Source organism: Neomoorella carbonis, assembly GCF_045278715.1.
Taxonomy (GTDB): Bacteria; Bacillota; DSM-521; order Neomoorellales; family Neomoorellaceae; genus Neomoorella; species Neomoorella carbonis.
The window spans coordinates 776,541-798,214 of the sequence record NZ_CP136420.1; the positions used below are offsets into that span (position 1 = coordinate 776,541).

General features: G+C 50.9%; 26 protein-coding genes, 2 pseudogenes and 1 riboswitch. Of the genes and pseudogenes, 20 read left to right on the top strand and 8 right to left on the bottom strand.

Translation table 11 applies throughout. The features are described 5' to 3' along the window. Positions 1 to 371: 371 nt before the first annotated feature. The 3 genes from MCACP_RS03960 (at position 372) to MCACP_RS03970 (ending at position 2,787) form a co-directional block, all read left to right on the top strand. Entirely contained in the window at positions 372 to 1,511 is a 1,140-nt protein-coding gene (locus MCACP_RS03960) for a flagellin (protein ID WP_406678084.1), read from the top strand. Positions 1,512 to 1,754: 243 nt separating this feature from the next. Further along, positions 1,755 to 2,003: a flagellin gene (locus tag MCACP_RS03965; RefSeq protein ID WP_406678085.1), complete on the top strand. Its 249-nt coding sequence runs from the start codon at positions 1,755 to 1,757 to the stop codon at positions 2,001 to 2,003. 70 nt (positions 2,004 to 2,073) lie between these two features. After that, positions 2,074 to 2,787: a hypothetical protein gene (locus tag MCACP_RS03970; protein ID WP_406678086.1), complete on the top strand. Its 714-nt coding sequence runs from the start codon at positions 2,074 to 2,076 to the stop codon at positions 2,785 to 2,787. Between the two features lie 341 nt (positions 2,788 to 3,128). On the opposite strand, the pseudogene MCACP_RS03975 reads toward MCACP_RS03970, so the two are convergent. Then, positions 3,129 to 3,287: pseudogene (locus tag MCACP_RS03975) on the bottom strand (integrase core domain-containing protein); the annotation flags it as partial. An 84-nt stretch (positions 3,288 to 3,371) separates the two neighbouring features. On the opposite strand from MCACP_RS03975, the gene MCACP_RS03980 reads away from it, so the two are divergent. Continuing rightward, positions 3,372 to 4,549, top strand: a protein-coding gene (locus tag MCACP_RS03980) for an IS3 family transposase (RefSeq protein WP_406678087.1) whose coding sequence is annotated in 2 segments (ribosomal slippage) — positions 3,372 to 3,648 and positions 3,648 to 4,549 — 1,179 coding nt in all. Because the reading frame shifts where the segments join, the coding sequence is not laid out codon by codon here. 30 nt (positions 4,550 to 4,579) lie between these two features. On the opposite strand, the pseudogene MCACP_RS03985 reads toward MCACP_RS03980, so the two are convergent. The 4 genes and pseudogenes from MCACP_RS03985 to MCACP_RS04000 form a co-directional block, all read right to left on the bottom strand. Continuing rightward, positions 4,580 to 5,281: pseudogene (locus MCACP_RS03985) on the bottom strand (IS3 family transposase); the annotation flags it as partial. Positions 5,282 to 5,316: 35 nt separating this feature from the next. Beyond that, complete coding sequence (locus MCACP_RS03990; protein ID WP_406678673.1) at positions 5,317 to 5,721, bottom strand: transposase; 405 nt, start codon at positions 5,719 to 5,721, stop codon at positions 5,317 to 5,319. Next, positions 5,634 to 6,314, bottom strand: a complete 681-nt coding sequence (locus tag MCACP_RS03995; protein ID WP_406678674.1) for a DUF2672 domain-containing protein — start codon at positions 6,312 to 6,314, stop codon at positions 5,634 to 5,636. The genes MCACP_RS03990 and MCACP_RS03995 overlap by 88 nt, the downstream gene beginning before the upstream one ends. Then, positions 6,236 to 6,574, bottom strand: a complete 339-nt coding sequence (locus MCACP_RS04000) for a helix-turn-helix domain-containing protein (protein WP_406678088.1) — start codon at positions 6,572 to 6,574, stop codon at positions 6,236 to 6,238. Before MCACP_RS04000 ends, MCACP_RS03995 begins: the two co-directional genes overlap by 79 nt. 1,059 nt (positions 6,575 to 7,633) lie before the next feature. On the opposite strand from MCACP_RS04000, the gene MCACP_RS04005 reads away from it, so the two are divergent. Continuing rightward, on the top strand, positions 7,634 to 7,858 hold the full coding sequence (locus MCACP_RS04005) for a type II toxin-antitoxin system HicA family toxin (protein WP_406678089.1): 225 nt from the start codon (positions 7,634 to 7,636) through the stop codon (positions 7,856 to 7,858). A 50-nt stretch (positions 7,859 to 7,908) separates the two neighbouring features. Next, positions 7,909 to 8,265 carry a type II toxin-antitoxin system HicB family antitoxin gene (locus MCACP_RS04010; protein ID WP_062283374.1) on the top strand — a complete coding sequence of 119 codons (357 nt, stop codon included), beginning with the start codon at positions 7,909 to 7,911 and terminating at the stop codon, positions 8,263 to 8,265. Here MCACP_RS04010 and MCACP_RS04015 read toward each other — a convergent pair. Together MCACP_RS04015 and MCACP_RS04020 are read right to left on the bottom strand one after the other, a co-directional pair. Beyond that, positions 8,247 to 8,447, bottom strand: coding sequence for a hypothetical protein (locus tag MCACP_RS04015; RefSeq protein WP_406678090.1), 201 nt, complete (start codon positions 8,445 to 8,447; stop codon positions 8,247 to 8,249). The genes MCACP_RS04010 and MCACP_RS04015 overlap by 19 nt on opposite strands. Positions 8,448 to 8,620: 173 nt before the next feature. Continuing rightward, positions 8,621 to 8,890, bottom strand: coding sequence for a hypothetical protein (locus MCACP_RS04020; RefSeq protein ID WP_406678091.1), 270 nt, complete (start codon positions 8,888 to 8,890; stop codon positions 8,621 to 8,623). A gap of 1,013 nt (positions 8,891 to 9,903) precedes the next feature. Here MCACP_RS04020 and MCACP_RS04025 point away from each other — a divergent pair. From MCACP_RS04025 to MCACP_RS04055, 7 genes are all read left to right on the top strand, one after another. Then, complete coding sequence (locus MCACP_RS04025) at positions 9,904 to 10,155, top strand: type II toxin-antitoxin system HicA family toxin (protein ID WP_406678092.1); 252 nt, start codon at positions 9,904 to 9,906, stop codon at positions 10,153 to 10,155. Continuing rightward, on the top strand, positions 10,148 to 10,537 hold the full coding sequence (locus tag MCACP_RS04030; RefSeq protein WP_406678093.1) for a toxin-antitoxin system HicB family antitoxin: 390 nt from the start codon (positions 10,148 to 10,150) through the stop codon (positions 10,535 to 10,537). Before MCACP_RS04025 ends, MCACP_RS04030 begins: the two co-directional genes overlap by 8 nt. A gap of 159 nt (positions 10,538 to 10,696) precedes the next feature. Further along, positions 10,697 to 12,613, top strand: a complete 1,917-nt coding sequence (fliD, locus tag MCACP_RS04035) for a flagellar filament capping protein FliD (RefSeq protein ID WP_406678094.1) — start codon at positions 10,697 to 10,699, stop codon at positions 12,611 to 12,613. A 63-nt stretch (positions 12,614 to 12,676) separates the two neighbouring features. Then, positions 12,677 to 13,204 (top strand): flagellar export chaperone FlgN, encoded by a 528-nt coding sequence (gene flgN, locus MCACP_RS04040; RefSeq protein ID WP_406678095.1) that lies wholly within the window; start codon positions 12,677 to 12,679, stop codon positions 13,202 to 13,204. A 134-nt stretch (positions 13,205 to 13,338) separates the two neighbouring features. Continuing rightward, positions 13,339 to 13,695, top strand: a complete 357-nt coding sequence (locus MCACP_RS04045; protein ID WP_406678096.1) for a flagellar protein FlaG — start codon at positions 13,339 to 13,341, stop codon at positions 13,693 to 13,695. Between the two features lie 15 nt (positions 13,696 to 13,710). Next, positions 13,711 to 14,127 carry a flagellar export chaperone FliS gene (gene fliS, locus MCACP_RS04050; protein WP_406678097.1) on the top strand — a complete coding sequence of 139 codons (417 nt, stop codon included), beginning with the start codon at positions 13,711 to 13,713 and terminating at the stop codon, positions 14,125 to 14,127. 31 nt (positions 14,128 to 14,158) lie between these two features. Beyond that, entirely contained in the window at positions 14,159 to 14,362 is a 204-nt protein-coding gene (locus MCACP_RS04055; RefSeq protein ID WP_406678098.1) for an AbrB/MazE/SpoVT family DNA-binding domain-containing protein, read from the top strand. Between the two features lie 40 nt (positions 14,363 to 14,402). Here the strand turns inward: MCACP_RS04055 and MCACP_RS04060 are convergent, their stop codons facing one another. Next, entirely contained in the window at positions 14,403 to 14,972 is a 570-nt protein-coding gene (locus tag MCACP_RS04060; RefSeq protein ID WP_406678099.1) for a Uma2 family endonuclease, read from the bottom strand. 284 nt (positions 14,973 to 15,256) lie between these two features. After that, positions 15,257 to 15,392, top strand: a riboswitch (cyclic di-GMP riboswitch). A gap of 161 nt (positions 15,393 to 15,553) precedes the next feature. On the opposite strand from MCACP_RS04060, the gene flgB reads away from it, so the two are divergent. From flgB to fliI, 7 genes are all read left to right on the top strand, one after another. Next, a complete protein-coding gene (gene flgB / locus MCACP_RS04065; protein ID WP_406678100.1) occupies positions 15,554 to 15,952 on the top strand; it encodes a flagellar basal body rod protein FlgB in 399 nt (132 codons plus the stop codon). Positions 15,953 to 15,954: 2 nt separating this feature from the next. Beyond that, positions 15,955 to 16,380: a flagellar basal body rod protein FlgC gene (gene flgC, locus MCACP_RS04070; RefSeq protein ID WP_406678101.1), complete on the top strand. Its 426-nt coding sequence runs from the start codon at positions 15,955 to 15,957 to the stop codon at positions 16,378 to 16,380. Between the two features lie 53 nt (positions 16,381 to 16,433). Continuing rightward, positions 16,434 to 16,718, top strand: a complete 285-nt coding sequence (fliE, locus tag MCACP_RS04075; RefSeq protein WP_406678102.1) for a flagellar hook-basal body complex protein FliE — start codon at positions 16,434 to 16,436, stop codon at positions 16,716 to 16,718. Positions 16,719 to 16,906: 188 nt separating this feature from the next. Beyond that, entirely contained in the window at positions 16,907 to 18,484 is a 1,578-nt protein-coding gene (gene fliF, locus MCACP_RS04080) for a flagellar basal-body MS-ring/collar protein FliF (protein ID WP_406678103.1), read from the top strand. Positions 18,485 to 18,495: 11 nt separating this feature from the next. Beyond that, positions 18,496 to 19,506 (top strand): flagellar motor switch protein FliG, encoded by a 1,011-nt coding sequence (gene fliG, locus MCACP_RS04085; RefSeq protein WP_406678104.1) that lies wholly within the window; start codon positions 18,496 to 18,498, stop codon positions 19,504 to 19,506. Further along, complete coding sequence (locus MCACP_RS04090) at positions 19,490 to 20,320, top strand: FliH/SctL family protein (protein WP_406678105.1); 831 nt, start codon at positions 19,490 to 19,492, stop codon at positions 20,318 to 20,320. The genes fliG and MCACP_RS04090 overlap by 17 nt, the downstream gene beginning before the upstream one ends. Continuing rightward, positions 20,317 to 21,627 (top strand): flagellar protein export ATPase FliI, encoded by a 1,311-nt coding sequence (fliI, locus tag MCACP_RS04095; protein WP_406678106.1) that lies wholly within the window; start codon positions 20,317 to 20,319, stop codon positions 21,625 to 21,627. Before MCACP_RS04090 ends, fliI begins: the two co-directional genes overlap by 4 nt. Positions 21,628 to 21,674: the final 47 nt, after the last annotated feature.

The window sequence follows — 21,674 nt, forward strand, 5'->3', positions numbered from 1 at the left end:
ACTGTAAAATAAGCAGGAAAATTTTTCACACAGGTCGAATAAGAGTTCTTCTTGCTAGTGAACGTGAAAAAATGGTAGTTTTAACGAGTATAGCTGGCTGCAAAAAGACAAATATAGGACTTTAATCCCGGGACCGTGGTCCTGGGTATTTTTTACGCGGAACTAAATATTTTTCCCTCAGTGACGATATAAAAAGATGCGGGAGCAGTAATTTCCACCTGAAAACCATACAGGAGGTGAGGTAAAAGGGTAGAAGAAAGGCATAAGGTTTCTCCGTTTACCGTCTCCAGTTTATAGGCTAGTTGTTATTGCTGACCTACAAATTTTAAGGCATGGATGCCGAATACCACATTCAAGGAGGAAGCATGCAGATGATTATCAACCACAACATCGCGGCGCTCAATACTTATCGCCAGTTGTCGAACGTCAACTTTGCCGCCAGCAAGTCCCTGGAGAAGCTCTCCTCGGGCCTCAGGATCAACCGCGCCGGCGACGATGCTGCTGGCCTGGCCATCAGCGAGAAGATGCGGGGACAGATCCGGGGACTGGATCAGGCTACCAGGAATGCCCAGGATGGAATTTCCATGATTCAAACCGCCGAGGGCGCCTTAAACGAAGTGCACAGCATCCTGCAGCGGATGCGGGAACTGGCTATCCAGGCTGGTAATGATACCAATACTTCTTCGGACCGTGCGGAGATCCAAAAGGAAATCAACCAGCTGACTTCCGAAATCAACCGCATCGGCAATACTACCGAATTTAACACCCAGAAACTTCTCAATGCAACCTCTGGTACGGTAACAGCTGCAGCTGCAGCTACTGTAACTGGCAGTACTATCACTTTTGGTGCAGGCACAGACTTTTCCACTACAAATTTGGTTTTTGATGTTGTTATAGGCGGTACGACAAAGAGCGTTACCTTGAGCAAGAATTATGATGGAACAACTAATGACATTAATACCTTAGTCACCGATCTAAATGCAGCCTTATCGGGCGCCGCAACTGTTACTGCAAGCGGTAATGCATTAGTGATTACTGCAACTAATCCTAACGATAGCATTGAAATTAAAGCTGCTACCTCAGGTAATCTATCAGCAATAGGTTTAACAGCTGGTATTTATAGCCCAAATCCTGCTAAATCTTCTTTTACAATGCAAATTGGGGCTAATGAAAACCAAACCATGACCCTGGATTTAAGTGACATGCGGGCGGCCGCCCTGGGCATTAGCAGCTCTTCAGGAGGCAACGGATTTACATCAACCCTAACTGTAACTGATGGAACAAACAATACGGCAATTGAATATGCTTTGGATGTAAGTACTGCTGCCAGTGCAGGACAAGCAGCTACTAGGATCCAGAGCGCTATTGATAAGGTTTCTGCCGAACGCTCCAAACTCGGCGCCTACCAGAACCGCCTGGAGCACACCATCAATAACTTGGGCACCGCCTCCGAGAACCTCTCAGCCGCCGAGTCCCGCATCCGCGACGTTGATTATGCCGAAGCCGCTTAAGGCTTGAGGCACAGTCGTCCTGACCGGTAACGGTCAGGAGTATCACCGGGTGAATTGCTGGGAAACCCTTAGAGCCTCTCGCCCGACAACGTGGCCCGAAAGGGCGGGCGTGAACGGTGGAAAAGTCGGGAGGATTGGGCAATCAGCAGCCGAGCCCCTGTACCGAAAGGTTGGGGAAGGTTCAACGACTAGGGCATACCACCTGTGGCGGCAGATACGGAAAGTGAAACTGGCGCTATGGTGATGAAGCCCGTAGGGTGTTATAAGAACTCCACACCCGAAGTACCCGGCCCCAAACAGGCCCTTTATATAAACAACATAAAGGGCGCTGTGGGTGAAGATATAGTCTGGTCTGGATGGAAACATCCAGTGGCAACGATGGCCAAGGAAATGATGAACTTCACCAGGAACAACATCATCGCCCAGGCGGCAACAGCAATGTTAGCCCAGGCGAATCAGATGCCGCAGCAAGTGCTGCAGCTCCTGCGGTAATTTCAGTAACGTGGGAGAGACCTTGGCCCGTGCCAGGGTCTCTCTTTTTAGAATAAGGAAGTGAATCGAAATGTCCTATGCTAGCCGTTACATTGCGATATGTGATATCTTGGGTTTTAAGAAATATGTCCAAGATAACCCCTTGCAGGACGTTGTTGCGAGCTTTTCAAAGCTCTTGGATAAAGCTAAGAAGCTCTCCGAGCATGAACGTCATACAGTCTCCACGCAAGATGGGTATAAACTTAGCATTGATTCCATCCCCTTTATCGTTTTCAGCGATACAATACTAATGTGGGTGGAAGCTGAGTGTGATCCTGACTCGTGGCTAAATATCCCTAACTTTTTCGACTCTTTGGGAGCTTTGGTGGCAGTTTCCATCACTTGTGGGCTTCCGCTAAGAGTAGGAATTGCCTACGGTGAATGCTACATCAATCCTTCTGAAGGCAAATACCTTGGGCAACCTATTGTCAATGCATATCTTACAGAAGAAGCTCAAGATTGGATTGGTGGAGCATGTCATTCTTCGTGCTTAGCTGGCCCTTATTTTGAAGCAATTCAAGAAAAACTCTGCCTGGTTGTTCCATATATAGTTCCTACAAAGCCTGAAGTACGTGTCGGTGAATTACAATACGCGTTGGAATGGGTTTCATGGGCTGCTCCAAGCGCAGATATCAGCCTACGACATATGGTTAACTGCACGTATGACGACAGAATTCGTCGTAAGTACGCTAATGCATTAAATTTTTACCATGTTGTCCGTCCTCCCAAATGTCTAATCACTTAGCTAAAACCTATAATGCCAGGTACCAGAGAAAAATTGGTAACAAGTTCTATCTGGTAAAGCCCGTAGGGTTCGCCCCAGCGTTCGCCCGAAGTACCCGACTCCTACTAGGTTCCCAAGGTGCGCTGTAAGTGAAGTTATAAAATAACCGACTGGGAGGTTAGAAGATTTGATTTACGAAATAGAGATCCTTTTAACAGAAGATGGATTTATAAGGTGGACCCCTTTGTCAAGACACGATTTTTAAAATTTTAAGCGTGGAAAGATAAGCCTAATATGGTGAATAGTGGTGTGGAATGATTTATAGACAAATTTTTCAGATTCCAGATTTGGCATAATATGTCTTAGCTCTTTCCATAGTAGACTTCTGCCGGCGTCCTGTATTTTAAGGATTGGTGAGGCCGGCGGTAATTGTAAAACTCTAGATATCGAGAGATACCCTGCCTGGCTTCCCGGGGACTTTGATATTCGTTGAGATAGACTTCTTCGTATTTAAGGCTTCGTGACCCTCCCCCGATTTGACCCTCCCCCGATTTGTAGGACACAGAGTTAAGAGTGTATAATAAAAGCAAGGAGGCGTTGTGTCCATGGGGGAGTCCAGACGAAAATATGATGAAGAATTCAAGCCCAATGCCGTTGAGCTATGCCGCACAAGCGGCAAAACTACCAGCCAGATTGCCCGGGACCTGGGGATTAACAGCAGCATGCTCAACAGATGGCGAAGAGAGCAAGCTAAATACGGAGAACGCGCCTTCCCCGGTATAGGAAAGCAGATGCGCGGCACCGATTTGGAAGAAGAAAACCGCCGCCTGAAAAAAGAGCTGGCCATCGCCCAGGAGGAACGGGATATCTTAAAAAAGGCTGTGGCTATCTTCTCCAAAACACCGAAATGAAGTATCGGTTTATCCGGGAGCACACGGGAACTTTCCGTGTCGAGACGATGTGCCGAGTTTTAAAGGTGTCCTGGACAGGATATTACCGCTGGCTAAAAAGGCCCGTAAGCCAACGCAGGATACAAGATGAAATTATCAAGGAACAAATCGTGAATATCTACAACAAGACCCGGAAAACGTATGGTAGTCCCCGTGTACAAAAGCAGCTGGGCAGGGAGGGTATCCACTGCGGTAAAAAGAGGGTCGAACGACTGATGCGAGAAGCGGGGATCCAGGCCATCCAAAAACGCAAATTCAAGGTGACCACCGACTCCAAGCACAACCTACCGGTGGCCGAAAACATCTTAAACAGGGAGTTTACTGCTAATAGCCCCAATACGAGCTGGGTAACGGATATCACGTATATCCACACCGATGAGGGTTGGCTGTACCTGGCGGCGGTCATGGACCTCCATTCTAAAAGGATTGTGGGTTATTCGATGCAGAAATATCTGACCCGGGAACTGGTCATCGAGGCGCTGCATATGGCCATCACCAACCGCCGTCCCGGCCGGGGGCTAGTCATCCATTCCGACCGCGGCAGCCAGTATGCGAGCTACGATTATCAGCGACTACTCCGGCAATATGGTTTTATCTGTTCCATGAGCCGCAAGGGAGATTGTTGGGATAACTCTCCTATGGAAAGTTTCTTCAAAACATTGAAGACGGAACTCGTCTACCATCGCCGCTTTAAAAGCCGGGCAGAAGCTAGAGTGGAAATTTTTGAGTACATCGAGGTTTTTTACAATCGTCTCAGGTTACATTCAGCCCTTGGGTATGAGACACCGGAAGAATTCGAGAAAAACTATGAGAACCTCATAAAAGTGGCTTAAGTTGGTGTCCTATTTACCGGGGGAAGTCCATCGCCAGAGGCGTTCGGTGAAAATGTTGTCAGTAGCCCGGCCTTTCCCGTCCATGCTGATCCTTATACCAGCTCCTTCTAGGAGCTTTATGTAGTCCGGGTCGGTAAACTGAGCTCCTTGGTCGCTATTCATTATCTCCGGCTTGGCTTTTGCCATGGCTTCTTTTACCGCCACTAATACAAAGACTGTCTCCAAGCACTGGTCTAAGGCCCAGCTTACCACAAAGCGGGAGTACCAGTCCATGATGGCCACCAAGTACATCCATCCCCGGACTAGCCGGATATAGGTGATGTCTATACCCCAGACCTGGTTGGGATAAGTAATGGGAAGGCCCCGCAGCAAGTAGGGATATACTCGATGCTCATGGTTCCTTTTGCTTAAGTTGGACTTGGGATAAATAGCGGCTATACCCATTTCCCGCATGTGGCGCTGGACGGCTTTACGGTTGACTAAGAATCCCTCCCTTCGAAGCTGGATGGTAATGCGCCTGGAACCGTAAAAGGGAAACTCGGTGTATATTTCGTCGATACGGTGTTTTAGGTCGATTTCTTCTGGGGAAGGGGGCACTGGGTGATAGTATAAGCTAGAGCGGTTTAGGCTTAAAAGCTCAGCTTGCTTCTTGATAGATAGTTCCGGATGGCCCCATTCCACCAAATCCAGGCGCTCATCCCGGCTAAGCTCAGAGGCCACTCTTTTTTTTAAGCCAGGTCAGCGGGCTGACCCCCTAATTTTGGACATCAGGCGCAAATAGGTAAGGCTTTTACAGAATTATGCTGAAAAGCATTATAGTATCCCGATGGAGTTAAATAACCTATCTTCGAGTGGATACGGACATTGTTATAGTAGTCCATAAACTTATGTATCACCTCATAGGCCTCCCTGAAACTATTGAATTCGTGGCATGCCAGGCATTCCTCCTCCAGGATGCTGTGAAAGGACTCAATATGAGCATTCTTATTGGGCGTTTTGTAGGGGATAAGCTCATGCTCTACCCCTAGATCCTTGCAAGTTTGCGCAAAAAGATTACTGGTGAACTGGGGACCATTATCTGTCCTTATAACCGGTTTGGTAGCATTTTTATCCAGCCGGCGTTTCCATAGCGCGATTTTAAGGTGTAAACGGCATGTCTGGCTTCGCAGGATAAACCTACATGATAGTCGATAATGGAACGGTCAAAGACGTCAATGATGGAAAGAACATAGAAGAAACGGCCCTCGTCGGCTATATAACCGTATTTTATATCTGTTTCCCAGAGTTGGTTGGGCCCGGTAACTATCCGGTTCCTGGCTAAACGGCGGGGATGTTTAACCTTTATTTGCCGCTGGGGCTTTAATATCCCCATTTCTTTACAAAGGCGGTAAACCTTCTTTTTGTTGATAATCAGACCATACTTGTATTTTAAGATAATGGTCAGCTTGACATAGCCATAGGCGTATCCTTCGCCCTCAATTAGCTCCTTTAGCCATGCCTTTATTTGTTCATCACTAACCGGTTCTTGTTGCCTGTTGTAGGAATAACCCTTTATAGGGCGGCCCCCACCATATCTCCTTTTTCCTTGAGATTTAAGGAAATAGTAATAGGTGGAACGGCTGAGAACAATAATCCGTAATACGAAGGATACCCTGTAACCCCGGTTAATCCATTTACTTGCTATCTCTACTTTATCTGTAAGTGTGGGTTGGTTTTTTTTAGCAGGTCTTTTAAGATCTCTATCTCTAATTCTTTTTCCCCTAATAACTTCTTTAGTTTTTCGTTTTCAGTTATTGTTTCTTTTAGCTCTTTTAGGTGGGAATTAATATCCTGGCTTCCTTTTGGGGTTTTGCTACTATTCCTTGTAAAGGCCGCTTCCCCATAGCGGCGATAATTCCTCGTCCACCGGTTAACCATGCTGGAAGATAGACCATATCTTCTGGCTACTACTGCACAGTTTCCGGTTTCGAGGCATTCTTGGACGATCTTCAATTTTTGTTCTACCGGATATTTCTTCCGTTCCATTATGGCTGCCCCCTTCTTTTAATCTAGCAGACTTAAGACTTTTTGTCCAAAGTAGTTAGGGGGCTAAATAGTTTATTTATGAAACGATCCCAACAGAGGGATCAATATGTAACGGACTGGATGAAGTCATAAAATTTATTAAGGAAGAGATAATCCGCAGGAAAATAGATTTTAATGAAAATAAGTGTGTAGTGAAATTAACATTAAAGACCCAAAGGAAAGGTGAAAAAGAGTATATAGAGGGTCTGTCAAGATTTTTGTGGCTCTATAATAAAAATTGTGGGATAGGGTAGGCGGAGTTGAATAAGGGGAGGGTGATTTTAGAAGTAAAGGAGGAAAAGGACGGGGGCACATCCCAATCAATGTTAGCAAACACAAACCCCATTACGAAAGGAGTGCCCCCATGGAGGGAGTGTAAATCATTTTGTGTAAATGGCAAAGCAGCCTAAAATGGGGAAACTATAACTAGTTCTCTTTATACTTTATAATTGACCCCTTGATGGGGCCAGAACGATTACCGTGAAATGCAGCAATAACATTGTTTTCTCTTATTATTATCCATTTATTATTATCCATTACGTTGTTGCAACGCACAGAAACATTGTCCCGGTTGCCTGGCGACTTTATTATCAACGCCGGGTGCCGGGCAACTCCTTACGGGTGATCTTGATTTGACGAAGAATTATAATGACTTTAGTAGCCATATGAGATCTGAGCTTCAGTCAACGGCCATATGTCTCCTTCCAAACCATGGCTCCGAAAATTCCTGGGAGCCTACTTTGATGAACGATGCGAGCAAATGTCACTTATGGGTAGGCTTCAGCCGGCATCAATAATAAGCGGAATCACCATCCAAGCCCAGTGGTTATCAAGGATATTCTGAAAAACGGGAACGCTTTCTTTTGGGTAAACGAGCTGACGGGTCTATCCTTGGTTTATTGTTGACCATTAGCTTTGCATTTACACAAAATGGTTACACTCCTGGATGCTTAATCTTATGTCCTTTGTCTTGAATAATAGTATCGAATATGATACTTTATAAGCTAGGAGGAGGTGCTAATGGCAGGAGTAGAAAAAATTATCCAGAAGATGCAAACGCAGCCTAACGGGATTCGTTTTAATGAAGCGGCTCAAGTGCTGGAAAGTTTCGGGTATATATTAGTGAGAAAGAAAGGCTCCCACCATCATTTCCGAAATAGCCAGGGCGATGTCATTACAATCAAAGAGGAAAATCCGTTAAAGGCTGCTTACATTAGGGATATCCTTGAAAGGATCGGGAAATAAAAAGCCGGGTTCTATCCCTGGAAAAACAAATGAACTCCTGCCTTGAAACCATGACCGAAAGTAGAGACGTCAGCTACTATATGAATTTACCTTACACTTATTTAATTCAGCCGGTAACAGATGAAAGTGGCAACTACTTTTTCGGGCGAGTACTGGAATTCGATGGTTGCCAGAGCCATGGCAGCACTTTTGAGGAAGCATATCAAAATTTACGTGAGGCTATGGAAGGATGGTTGGAAGTAAAGCTGGAACATGGAGATCCCATTCCAGAACCTACCGGCAGCGAGAATTACAGTGGCAAATTTGTGCTACGGATTCCTAAAAGTCTTCATAGAAAACTGGCCATAGAAGCGCAAAAGGAAGGAGTTTCCTTAAACCAGTATGCCCTTTACAAGTTGAGCAGGTAATTAAAGACCGGAGGAGCCGCCGTATAAATCTTCCTCATAACCTGCTGTCCCTTTAGAAAATCTTCCATTGGGTCTTCATTGGGGTCTTCTTCAATAAGCTCCGCCTCAAGAAAACGTAGTAGCCTGGCCTTATCATCACGGTCCAGTTGTTTTATTTCTTTAATGATTTGTTCCACGGCCATAAATCTTTATCACCTTTCCTTAGTTTTACTTTTCGGTCTCCCCGGCATGTTCTTCTTGCAGTGACTTGCACCTCAAACTTGCCCCCCTGCTTGATGGCATGTTTTTCCGGATTTCAGGAGGGATAATTAACTGCCCTGTTGTATATCAGACGGAGAAACCTCAATAGTTTTCCTTATTGATTGCTGGCAAGCCGTGTAACCCTAACTTCTACATCATACCCGAGAGACCGTAAAAAGTTCCTGCAATCCTCCCAGCTCAAGCCGAAAGCAATGGTATCGCTTAAACCCAAGCGTGCTACTATATCTCTTAGTAATGGCAAATCGCCTTCCTCAAATTCCCCTTCCATCATCACTTTTTCAGCCCAGTCTACCAATTCAGCAAGGGTAAGGCGGTGACCAAGGTAGCTAATTAGCTTGTTGGCCACATCCTGTTTGGTTATCATTTTCTTCCACCTCGCTAACCTTCTCATGACCTTGATCTACAGGGTATTTTCGATGCACTTCAACCAATTGCCTCCGGTTATCATAAATCTCCTGGTAGAAGTAAATAGTATTTTCGTTACTATCTACTTCCTTTACATACCTGGCACTCCAACCCCTGCGGCCAGAAACGTCATACCAATATCACAATTACCAAACTTCTTTTCGTTCTGCCTTCTTTTTACCTGTATAGTATCCATGATTTATTTCTCGGCCTCTTTATCCCCGACTATAGCATAAGCATAAATGTTCATTTTTAACCTCTTACCCAAAAGACTTTAAACGCGTTCAATATTACGTACTTACCACCATTTTACCCCAGGCCTGCCAATTTATCAATATTGCATGGTAATATAGCACAAGCTTGAACGCTGGGAAGATGCGGAGAATGTCTTTGCCGGGGTCCTGCAGTTAGAGCCGGAAAACAAAAACGCCCGGATGTTTCTCGAGATGGTACAAAAGGCCCAGTGCCTGGTGCGGGGCTGAAGTTGAGCAGGTAATTAAAAAATAGAGCCTCAAGGCTTTTTCTTTTAACAATCACACCACAAAACTTTCGCGCCTAATAGGCGAATTATATTTACTGAGACATTCATGCCGCCTGATAGCGCACCAGCAGAGGATGAAAACCCTTAGAGGTCGAATCATCCTTATGCGGCTGGCGAAGAGAGGTCGACATTTTTTTGGTGCTTCGAGCCCGAGACTGAGACGGACCCCGGCGGCCTGGTGCACCACGGATTGTTGCTTATAAAGCACGCAGGGTAGATTAATCCAAAAAGGTTGCTGCACCAGCCGTAGTAAAATTCATCTTTAAATCTCGTAAAATGGAGCCATGTTAGTTATTATAACCATGACATAAAAATACAGTTTAGCCAAAATATAATAGTTAAGGTCGGAAGACGGGAACTGAAAAGCAAAGAGAAACACTTGATAAATGGTGGCATATTTGATACCATCTTCTTAGAGGCGGGAAAAATAAATGAGCCAAATTGAGAAGCTCCTCAAGGCGATAAAAAGAAATCCCAGGGATGTCCCATGGGAAGATATAGATAAAGTGCTCAAGTATTATGGTTTTAATTGCCGTCATCAAGGGGGCAGCCACTATAATTACTATCACCCTGAACTTGTTGAGATTTTAACAATTCCCCGTAGGAGGCCGGTTAAGGCCATATATGTGAAACAAGCGCTAGAATTAATCGAGAAGCTTAAGGAAGGGAAATCTGATGGGTGATAAAACATTAGATTACTATCTTAACCTCAATTATGAGGTATCCCTTCGCCGCCTTACAGAGGAGGAGGGCGGCGGATGGCTGGCCAGCATACCCCTTTTGCCGGGTTGTATGTCGGACGGAGAAACTCCGGGAGAGGCCCTGGCTAATCTGGAGGATGCTAAGAGGGGCTGGATAGAAACCGCTCTCATGTTACAACGGGATATTCCCGAACCGGATAACACTGAAAAATATAGCGGTAAATTTACTGTTCGCCTTCCTAAATCCCTCCACAGGGCTCTTGCCGCCAAGGCGCAAGAAGATGGTGTTAGTCTAAATCAAATGGCTATTTATCTCCTTTCTTTAGGGTTAGGTAAATCAGCAATGAAGAAGAAGGACAGTTGAGTGAAAATACCTGCCCAGGGGAACCGGGATGTCGGCAATCAAGAGGCGGAGTTATTACAGATAGAACTCCGTCTTTCTTTTTTGGTGCAGATATGCCACTCAAGATTCCAGCCTTTCACTCGATATATTATCATAGCTAAACCTCAAAGAGGTGTCTTTATGACCGCAATAAACAGGGTGGCTGGCCTGGCTACGGGCATCGATACGGAAAAGCTGATTGCCGACTTGATGAAGGCGGAACGCATACCCCTGGATAAAATCAAGCAGGATAAGCAGATCTGGCAGTGGAAGCAGGAAGACTACCGGGCCATCAATACCAGCCTGCTCAACCTGCGCAATGAAGTGTTCAATCTTAAGCTTCAGGGGACTTTTCTGGTAAAAAAGGTTAGCTCCAGCGACGAGAATATCGTTACGGCAACGGCCACTTCTACGGCTTCTACAACTACCTACCAGGTAAAGGTTACGCAACTGGCCACGGTGGCTACCAATGTGAGTGAGGGCGCCATTTCGGGTCGGGCTATGCTTGTTGGCTCAACCTTGAGTGTCCCAGTAGATACTACGGGTGCTAATCAATTCAAGATTTCATACGATGGTACCACGGTAGATATTAGTTTAACGCAAAAAAAATATGACGGTTCTCCCGGCAATACGTTAAATGACCTTATAGCGGATATCCAGGCCCAAATCGATGCCTCGGCCATTGGCCCCGGCAAAATATTTGTTTCCCTCACCAGCGATAATCAAATCAAGCTGGCCGCGGCCGCAAAGAGCGATGGCAGTATCCCTGTAATTGTTGTAACAGATGGTGCCGCTCAAAATGCCTTGCCGGTGCTAGGTTTTACTAACGGGCAGACTTCGATAACGCAGAGTGCAATTGACCCGGCGGCCACCTTGTGGTCTCAAAAAGACAAATTTTTATCAAGCAACTTTAGCTGGAACGCCGACCATGAATTTACTTTTACCATCAACGGCCAGGAGTTTAAGTTTGATGGCGATACGGCTACCCTTAACTCGGTAATCGCCGCCGTTAACGCCAATACTGCTGCCGGGGTAAGCATGTTCTACGACCCGAGCACCGATAAAGTCAGCATTTCTACTATAAAGACGGGGAATAACAACCCGTCAGGTGAGGAAATCCGGGTTACCGGCGGCTTTATGACAGATGTTTTGCGCATTAATCCGGCCAACGAGCAGGGCGGCCAGGATGCTGTTTTTGAGATCAATGGCCTCGGCGGGATGACCAGTAAAACCAACACTTATACTGTCAACGGCGTAACTTTTACTTTCAAAGGCACTACTCCCCTGGGCGGGACGGCCACAACGGTGACGGTAGCCAGTGATATTGATAAGGTGATTGCTTCCATCCGCAGTTTTGTGGATAAATACAACGAAACCATCGCCAGCATCAACGCTGAATTGACCGAGGCACGCTATCCCGACTACCGGCCGCTGACCGACGAGCAAATCGAGAAAGGCAAGCTGACGGACAAGCAAATCGACGCCTGGCAGGACAAAGCAAGGAGCGGGCTGCTCAAAGGCGATCCGTTGCTCAGCGGTACTCTCACCAGTATGCGCGAAGCCCTCTCGAGTATAGTTGCGGGGCTGACGGGGCAGGTGACGGTCACCAATGGGTCGCAGTCTTTTACCACGGTGGCCAACCAGTTGAGCATCATCGGCATCACTACCGGTTCGTATGAAGAAAACGGTAAGCTTTACCTTGATGAAAACCGCCTGCGCGAGGCCCTGCAGTCGAACCCCGAAGCTGTGATGGACTTGTTTACGAATAGCAGCGAGGTGGAAGCAGAAAAAGGGATAGCGGTGCGGCTGTATGATGCCATCAATAATGCCATGAAAAGAATAACGGCGCAGGCCGGTTCTTCCGGCACACTGTATGATAACAGTTTCATCGGCCGCACCTTAAGAGAAATTGATGAAAGAATAAGCACAATGGAGGAGCGACTCCAGGAAATTGAAGATCGCTACTGGCGCCAGTTTACGGCTATGGAAACAGCTATTGCCAGGATGAACGCCCAGAGCGCCTGGCTGGCCCAGCAGTTCGGCATAGGCGGGCAGTAACCTTTATAAGGGTATAGGAAATATAAAGCATTAGGGCCAACCCGTTAGATGGGAGAATAGAAATTGGCAGCTGAACTCTTAACCCTACTGCAGGAAAAAAAGCGGCTCTGGCAAGAAATGTACAGCCTGACCCTGGCCCAGGGTGAGCTCCTGACCCCGGACAGGGCTGGGGAGCTTTTGCAGGTGCTGGAAAGCCGGGAAAAATGTATAGCTGCCCTTAAAGTCCTGGAGGATAGGATAAGGGATCTGGAAGCGGGACTGCCGGTCGCAGATGGGGCCATGAAGACGGGGCACATTGCCGGGAAGGTGCAGGAGAACAGGCAGGGGCGGGATGAATCAGCTATTCAGGTAGTGCCTGCAGGCGATGGAAGTGCCGGCGGTGAGGAACCTGAGACGGTGGATCTGCTCCGCAGGGAGATAGCTGCCCTGATGGAAAAAGTAAAAGAGGCAGACGAGGAAAACCGCCGCAGGATCAGGGAGAACTTTACCCGGTTTAAAAAGGAGCTAGAAGATTTCAGCAGGGTTAAAAAAGCTGTCCTCGCCTACCACCGGGGTGGCGGCAGCGGTTTTTTTATTGATAAAAGCTTGTAAGTGACCGAAGGTTTTCCGGTTGCAAAGTTTGACCGAGCAGCAGGTTAAGTTAAAACCGCTGCTGCCGATATAAGTTTATAGCAGCAGGTGCTGGCATGAGGCGTTTTAAAAGTTAACCGAAAGGAGGCGGCCTGATGCGCATCGAAGGTGTTGACCCGCTGGTCTTAAACCAGGTGCAGAATCAGACGGCCGGTTTTCAGGTCCAGGAGAGTAAGGGCATTAAAATTAATACTGAAAGAAAGCAGCAGGAAGGACGGCAGCAGCCTGGGGAAAAGCAGCTGGAAAAGTCGGTCGAACAGCTCAACAAGGCCGCCGAAGCTTTTAATATCGAGCTGCGGTTCAAAGTCGACCGGGAGAACAACGAGTTATACGTTTATGTCATAGATGTCAACGAAGGAAAAATTATCCGCCGTATCCCGCCGGAGAATGTTATGGAAGTTGCATCCCGCATGCAGCAGATGGTGGGACTGATCCTGGATACCTTAATATAAGAGCAGGTGTTACCCGTGGCCGTGAATAACCCTTACCAGGTATACCAGCAGCAGCAGGTCTTTACCCTTTCCCAGGAAAAACTGATCCTGATGCTGTACGACGGCGCCCTGCGCTTCTGCCGGCAGGGAGTGAGCTGCCTGGAGAAAAAAGATTATGCCGGGGCAAATAACAACCTCCTCCGCGCCCAGGATATCATCAAGGAATTGATGATTACCCTGAACCATGAAGCGGGAGAAATTGCCTCCAATCTTCATCGTCTTTATGATTTTATGTTGTGGCATCTTATCCAGGCCAATGTGAAAAAAGACACTAAGTTGATAAACGATGTTATTGATATCCTCCAGCATCTGCGCGATGCCTGGGATGAGGCGGCCAGGATATACCACACCCATGATTACCGGACGAGGACCGGCATGGACCGGCAGGGTTGATATTTGCAGAAAAGCAGGGGCGGGGGAACTAATGAGCAAGCAGATTGAAATAACAAAACTATCAAGCCGGGGGCAGGTAGTTATCCCGAAAGAAATCCGGCAGCTGCTGGGATGGGAAACAGGCGATCATGTAGCCGTAGAAGTGCAGGGGGACATGGTAATCCTGCGGCGCCTGCAGCTGGAAAGCTGCCGGCAAGAAAGGCACCAGCAGGTGAGGATGAGTTTAATCAAGTAGATGAAGAAACGGGTGCGGGGAAAGCGGTAAAAGCCCGGGGCTAATCTCCCGGTAAAATATCCTGGACGGGAATGTTTAGCCCCGGGAAAGCCAGCGGTGAAATATGGTCGCCGCGCCCGTATTCTTTAACCTCTCTATACCCGGAGGGCGAAGGCAGGCGATAGGCAGTCACCTGCTGCGCCTGCAGGTTAACCAGCCATACTTCCTTAACCCCACCCTTTGCATAGATGTTTGCCTTTACCTCGCGGTCATAAGCCACCGAAGTGTCGGACACCTCGACTAACAACAATACGTCCTCCGGCCGTGGATGGAAAGAAGCATAATAATCATCGCGCGGCTTGAGCAACATCAAGTCAGGCTGGGGTTCCGAGTTCTGGTCCAGGCGTAAAGGGTTCTGGGTGTCTACCAGGGCATTATCGCCTATTTTGGTGCTAAAGATATGAAGCAGCCGTCTAACACACGCGGCGTGCCTGGTCCCTATCGGCACCATCTCTATAATCTCCCCCTCGATCAGCTCTACCCGGTCGTCTTCTCCCAGGATGCCTGCCCGGGCCATCTGGTAAAACTCATCGACAGTAAAACGCCGGCGGGGAATCTCGACTGCCGCCATTCTTTAGAACCCCCTTTCTTCTATCCTTCCCTTAATGTTATATATTATAGCCCTATTCCACGATGATTGTCGTGTCTATACCAATCCCAGGCTGGTTGGGATGGCTATATTATACCACAGTTGGAAGCAAAATCTTTAGAGGTTTAGAGGAAAGAAAAATAGGAGGCTGTTCCCAAATGGGTGGAACGGCTCATTTTTTTGGTTGATTTTCTCCCGACATGCAGGAATTTGGCAAAACGTGTTGAATTAATATCGAAAATGCCAAGGTAAAATTTTCTTACTCCGGGCGTCAAGGGCAAGCTCCCCGAAAGGGGATGCGCGCAAAGCCATGGGTCTAAGGTCCGGGTCACCCGGGTAGGGGCTTGAGGGCTTCGTGTTTCTAACCCCGGGGCGAAGGACTATGACTGCCAGGCCGCCGTTCCCGGTTCCTTTGAGATGCCCGGGAGACGGGCTTTTCTTTTAGGACTGAAGTCCCAGGTCAATTTAGGCCTTAAGCCCGATACCCAAATTCCCATAGAAATGCTAAAGTGGTAACCGCTGGAGAAAAATATCGTTTTTCCGGGAAAGAGGGGGAAACCTGGATGTTTATGACGCCGGCCATGTATGTCCTGGAAAGGGCCCTGGACACCGCGGCTTTGCGCCAGCGGGTCATCGCCCACAACATCGCCAACGTCAATACCCCGGGCTTCAAGCGCTATGAGGTTTCCTTTGAAGAGAAACTCGGCCAGGCCCTGGGATTGGAGCCGGGTCTAACCCTATACCGTACCAATCCCTATCACCTGCCGGCTCCAGGTCTGGATCTAACCCCGGAGGTCTACCAGGACAACAGCACCACTATGCGTCAGGACGGCAACAACGTGGATATCGACCGGGAGATGGTCGATCTGGCCCAGAACAGCCTGAACTTTAACGTCGCCGTCCAGCAGCTAAACGGCCGGCTGGCCATGCTGCGCTATGTGATTAACGAAGGGAGGCGCTGAGGGTGGAATTATTACCGGCCCTGGCTATTAGCGCTTCCGGCCTTACGGCTGAGCGCCTGCGCCTGGATATCATTGCCAATAATCTGGCCAATATCAATACCACCAGGACACCCCGGGGCGGCCCCTACCGGCGGCAGGTGCCTGTTTTTGCGGAGAAACTGCGGGAAGCACTGGGACAGTCGCCGGATCAGGCTCCGGGCAGGGGAGTTGAGGTCGCGGCTATTGTTGAGGATAACACGCCGCCCCGCCTGGTGTACGACCCGTCGCACCCGGATGCCGACCCTGACGGTTATGTGGCATTGCCCAATATCAATGTCGTAAACGAAATGGTGGACATGATCACCGCCACCAGGGCCTATGAGGCCAACGTCACCGTCCTTAATGCGGCCAAGGCCATGACCATGAAGGCCCTGGAGATCGGGCGTTAGCAATAACTTTCAGGAGGAAAATGCACATGCTCTATTCACCTGTATCCCTTTTAATGCCGGCTCCCCTTCAGGAGAGTCAGCAGTCCCGACCCGTTCCCCAGGGTACAGGATCCATAGCCGGGTCATTTGCAGACATCCTGATGGAAAAACTGGGGGAAATCAATACCCTGCAGCAGCAGGCCGATGCCCTTACCCAGGAGTACCTGGCCGGCAAAATCGAGGACGTCCACCAGGTCATGCTGGCCCTGGAACAGGCCAACCTTTCCCTCCAGCTGGCCATGCAGGTGCGCAATAAGGCCGTGGAGGCTTACCAGGAAATCTCCCGTATGCAATTTTAGCGCCCCCCTTGAGCCGGGCCGGCAGCAGGACGGCACCTAAGGGGGAGGGTTTACTTGCCCTGGACCGGCAGGGGGCGGTGGGGCAGGCGGTGAAAGTGTAGTGAAAGTAACATGCAGGGGAGGCATTTTTTCCTGGTAGTGATATTAATTATGGTTAGCAAAGCAATATTGCCTTCCGGGAGCTCAAAATGAAGCTTAAACAGATTCTGGACAGGATAAAAAATTTCTGGCATGGTTTAACTCCCGGGCGGCGTTCGGCCCTCCTGGCCGTAAGTATAGCCGCCCTGCTGGGTGGCGCCTTTTTACTGCAGTGGCTGCTGAAACCCCAGTACGCCCCCTTGTTTACCAATTTGCAACAGCGTGATGCGGCGGCGGTAGTGGAAAAGTTGAAAGAAATGAAGGTACCCTACCAGCTGGCCGGCGAGGGGACGACCATCCTGGTGCCCAAGGACCAGCTCTATCAGCTGCGCCTGGACCTGGCCAGCGCCGGGGTTTTAAACAGCGGCCAGGGATTTGAACTTTTTGACCAGAACAAGCTGGGGATGACTGATTTTGAGCGCAACCTGGATTATCAGCGCGCCCTTCAGGAAGAGCTGCGGCGGACTATTGTGACTTTGAATGAAGTGGAGGACGCCCGGGTGCATCTGGTCATCCCCCAGCCCAGTGTCTTCCTGCAGGAACAGCAGCCGCCTTCGGCGGCGGTAATGCTGAAACTTAAACCCCTGGCCCGTTTAAAACCGGAACAGGTCAAGGGCATCATGGAGCTGGTGGCGGCCAGCGTAGCGGGCCTCAAGCTCGAGAATATCCGCGTCATTGATATGTACGGCAACGTCTTGAGCGACGGCCTGGCCGACAGCGAAACGGCGCCTTTAAGCCAGAAGCAGCAGATCCAGATGGAGCTGAAAAGACAGTATGAAAGGGACCTGGAACAGCGATTGCAGGCCATGCTGACCCAGATTTTGGGTCCGGGTAAAGCCGTGGCCATGATCACCGCCGACCTGAACTTCGACCAGCAGGAAATCAAGCAGACGGTGTGGGGCAAGGAAGGCGCCTTGAGGAGCGAGCAAGTTAAAACGGAGCAGGGCAATGCCGGCGGCGCCGGCGGACCGGCGGGGACGCCGGCCAACGCCCAACCTCCGGTATACCAGGCCCTTAACCCGGCGCCGGGAAATTATAATAAATCCGATACTGTTCGTAACTATGAGCTGGACCAGACCCAGACCAATACCATCGTGGCTCCCGGCCAGGTAAGAAGGCTTTCTACGGCGGTGGCTGTCAATGGTCCGGTGAGCCCGGCCTTGAACAACCAGATCCAGCAGATCGTCAGTGCCGCCGTGGGTTACAACCCGGCCCGGGGCGACCAGATTACCGTCACCAGCATGGCCTTTGATAATTCCCTGCAGCAGCAGATGGCGGCGGAGATGGAGGCCCAGCAGCAGCGCCGGCGGCTGCTCCAGCAGTACCTTTTGTGGGGAGCGGTAGGGCTGGGAGCCCTGCTCTTACTGGGGGTGCTGATTGTGTTCCTGTTACGCCGCCGGCGGCGGGAGGCGTTACAAGCGCGGCTGCCCGGCGAGGCATTAACAGCTGGCATGCAGGCTGGTGTGCCGGTAGCACCATTGGCGGTCGAGCCGGTAGAACCGGTGGACGTGGAAAAAGAGCGCCAGGAAGCCGAACGCAAAGCCAAGATGGAGCGCCTAAAGGAGATAATCCGCCAGCGCCCGGAGGATGCAGCCTTACTTATCAGGGCCTGGCTGGCCGAGGACTAGGGGTGGCTTGATTGGCGAGGCAGAAAGCCCTTTCCGGCCTGGAAAAGGCGGCGATTTTTTTGATTGCCATCGGGCCGGAGTTGTCGTCTTTAATTTTAAAACAAATGCCCCAGGAGGATATTGAGCGCATTACTTATCAGATTGCCAACACGACCTCCATCGATCCGGAGACCATGCAGCAGATCGTCGATGAGTTCCTACAGCTCAATGAAGCCCAGATGTTCATCCTCCAGGGAGGGATGAAGTATGCCCGCGAGGTGCTGGAAAAAACCCTGGGGCCGGCGCGGGCGACGGAAATCATTAAAAAACTGCTGGCCACTTCCAAAATCCGGCCTTTCAATATGATTCGCAAAGCCGACCCCAAGCAGCTGGTGAACTTTATTTACAACGAGCATCCCCAGACTATAGCCCTGATCCTGGCCTATCTGGAACCGGAGCAGGCAGCGGTGGTGCTGGGGGCGCTGCCGGACCAGATACAGGCCGACGTGGCCAAAAGGATTGCCCTCATGGAGCGGGCTTCCCCGGAAACCCTGCGGGAGCTGGAGAACATCATGGAACAGCGTTTGTCCTCCCTGGTGGATCAGGACTTTGCCGCGGCCGGCGGTCTAAAAAGTCTGGTGGACATCTTGAACCGGGCCGACCGCAGCACCGAGCGGACCATCCTGGAAGCTCTGGAGCAGGATGACCCTGAGCTGGCCGACGAGATCCGCAAGCGCATGTTTGTCTTTGAAGACATCCTGACCCTGGACGACAATTCCATTCGCAGGGTCCTCAGGGAAGTCGACCTCAAAGACCTGGCCCTGGCCCTCAAGGCGGCCAGCGAAGAAGTGGCCAACCGCATTTACCGCAACCTTTCCAAGCGGGCCGGCGAGATGCTCAAAGAGGATATCGAGTACATGGGCCCGGCGCGCCTGCGGGATGTGGAAGAAGCCCAGCAGCGTATTGTCCAGATTATTCGCCGCCTGGACGAAGCCGGCGAGATTATCATCGCCCGTGGTGGTGAAGATGCCATTGTGGTCTAGGGTGCTGAAAGAAGCCGGACCGGGTTGGGGTGAGAGAGTAATACCCCTGCGTCCTTTGCAGGTGGCTTCAGCTGCAGATCACAGCGGCGATCAAGAGCCCGGGAGTCCTGACGACGGGGCTGCAGCAGAAGCTGCCGCGCGGGAAGTGACTGCCGCCCGGGAAAAGGCGGCTGCCATCCTGGAGCAGGCCCGCCGGGAGGCGGCGGCTATTAAGGAGGCAGCCCTGGCGGAGAGGCAGAAAGCCCTGGAAGAGGGCCGGGCTGCCGGGGAAGCGCGCGGCTATCAGGAAGGCCTGTCCCGGGCGGAGGAGGAAGCCGTGCGCATTCGCCGGGAGGCCGAAGCCGCCCGGGAAGAAGCCCGACAGGTCCTGGCGGAGGCGCAGAGGACTTATCGGGAGATGCTCAGCGCCGCTGAAGGTGACATTATCGAACTGGCCCTGGCCATTGCCGGAAAAATAATAGGCCAGGAAATAGAACTGCGGCCGGAACTGGTGGTAGAAATGGCCCGCCAGGCTGTCCGCCAGGTGGCCGAGGGGCAGAATTACATAATTTACACCTCCCCGGAGGCAGCCGACATTATCCGCCGGCGCCGCGCCGAGCTCCTGGCGGAAGCGGCGCCGGGGGCGCGGCTCCAGGTAATCGCCGACCCGGCCTTTAAGGCGGGCGGATGCCGGGTCGAGACGGAAAACGGTTTTATCGACGCCGGCGTCGACAGCCAGCTGGAAGAACTGAAAAAGATCTTCCGGTTGGACGCCCGTGCCCCTGATGCGGCACCGGTAGGGGAGAATTCTTTCAAGGCGGGTTGCCGGCCGTGAGCCTGGCTATCGACCTCACTACCTACCGGCAGCGCCTGGCTGCAGCCAGCCTCTGGCGCCGCGGGGGCAAAGTTACCAGGGTGACGGGCCTCACCATCGAAGCCCGGGGCCTCAAGGCTGCCATAGGTGAGCTCTGCTATATTTATAACAACGGTGCGGCCCCTGTCGTCGCCGAGGTGGTCGGCTTCCGGGAAGAAGTGACCCTCCTCATGCCCCTGGGGGAGCTGGAAGGTATTGGTCCCGGCTGCCGGGTGATGGCTGCCGGCCACGGTCACCTCGTCCCGGCGGGAAGGGAGCTGATGGGTCGGGTCCTGGACGGCCTCGGGCGGCCGCTGGATGGGAAGCCCCTGGCCGGGGACACTCTCCAGCCGGTCAACAATTCTCCGCCCCATCCCCTGGCGCGGCGGCGGATCAAAGAGGTCCTGGCCACCGGGATCAAGGCCATCGACGCCCTCCTTACCTGCGGTTACGGCCAGCGGGTGGGCATCTTTGCCGGCAGCGGGGTGGGCAAGAGCACCCTCCTGGGGATGATTGCCCGCCACAGCACCGCCGATATCAATGTCATTGCCCTTATCGGCGAGCGGGGCCGCGAGGTGCGGGACTTTATCGAAGGCGACCTGGGGCCGGAAGGCCTGTCCCGTTCCGTGGTAGTGGTCGCTACTTCCGACCAACCGGCCCTGGTACGCATTAAAGGTGCCTTTACAGCGACGGCCATTGCCGAGTATTTCCGCGACCAGGGGCAAAACGTCCTCTTGATGATGGACTCTCTCACCCGCTTTGCCATTGCCCAGCGGGAGGTGGGGCTGGCCATTGGCGAGCCGCCGGCCACCAGGGGATATACCCCTTCCGTTTTTGCTTCCCTGCCCCGGCTGGTGGAAAGGGCCGGCAACGGGGCCGCAGGTTCCATTACCGGCCTGTACACGGTGCTGGTGGAAGGCGATGATATGAACGAGCCGGTGGCTGATACTGTGCGCGGTCTCCTGGACGGCCACATCGTCCTCTCCCGGAAGCTGGCGGCCAGGAACCACTATCCGGCCATTGACGTTCTGCAGAGCATCAGCCGCCTGATGCCGGAGATTACCTCCCGGGAACAGCAGGAGAAGGCGGGATACCTGCGGGAGCTGCTGGCTGCTTACCAGGAGGCGGCGGATTTAATTGAAATAGGCGCTTATCAGCACGGGTCAAACCCGAAGGTAGACGCGGCGTTGCAATATTATGATGCCATCCAGTCTTTCCTGCGCCAGGGCGTAGATGAATACTATGATTTTGACGCTACCCTGGCCGGCCTTTCATCCATATTTACTTAAAATAATGTCCCGGCACCAACTTCTCACTTCCTATATCTTACATACGG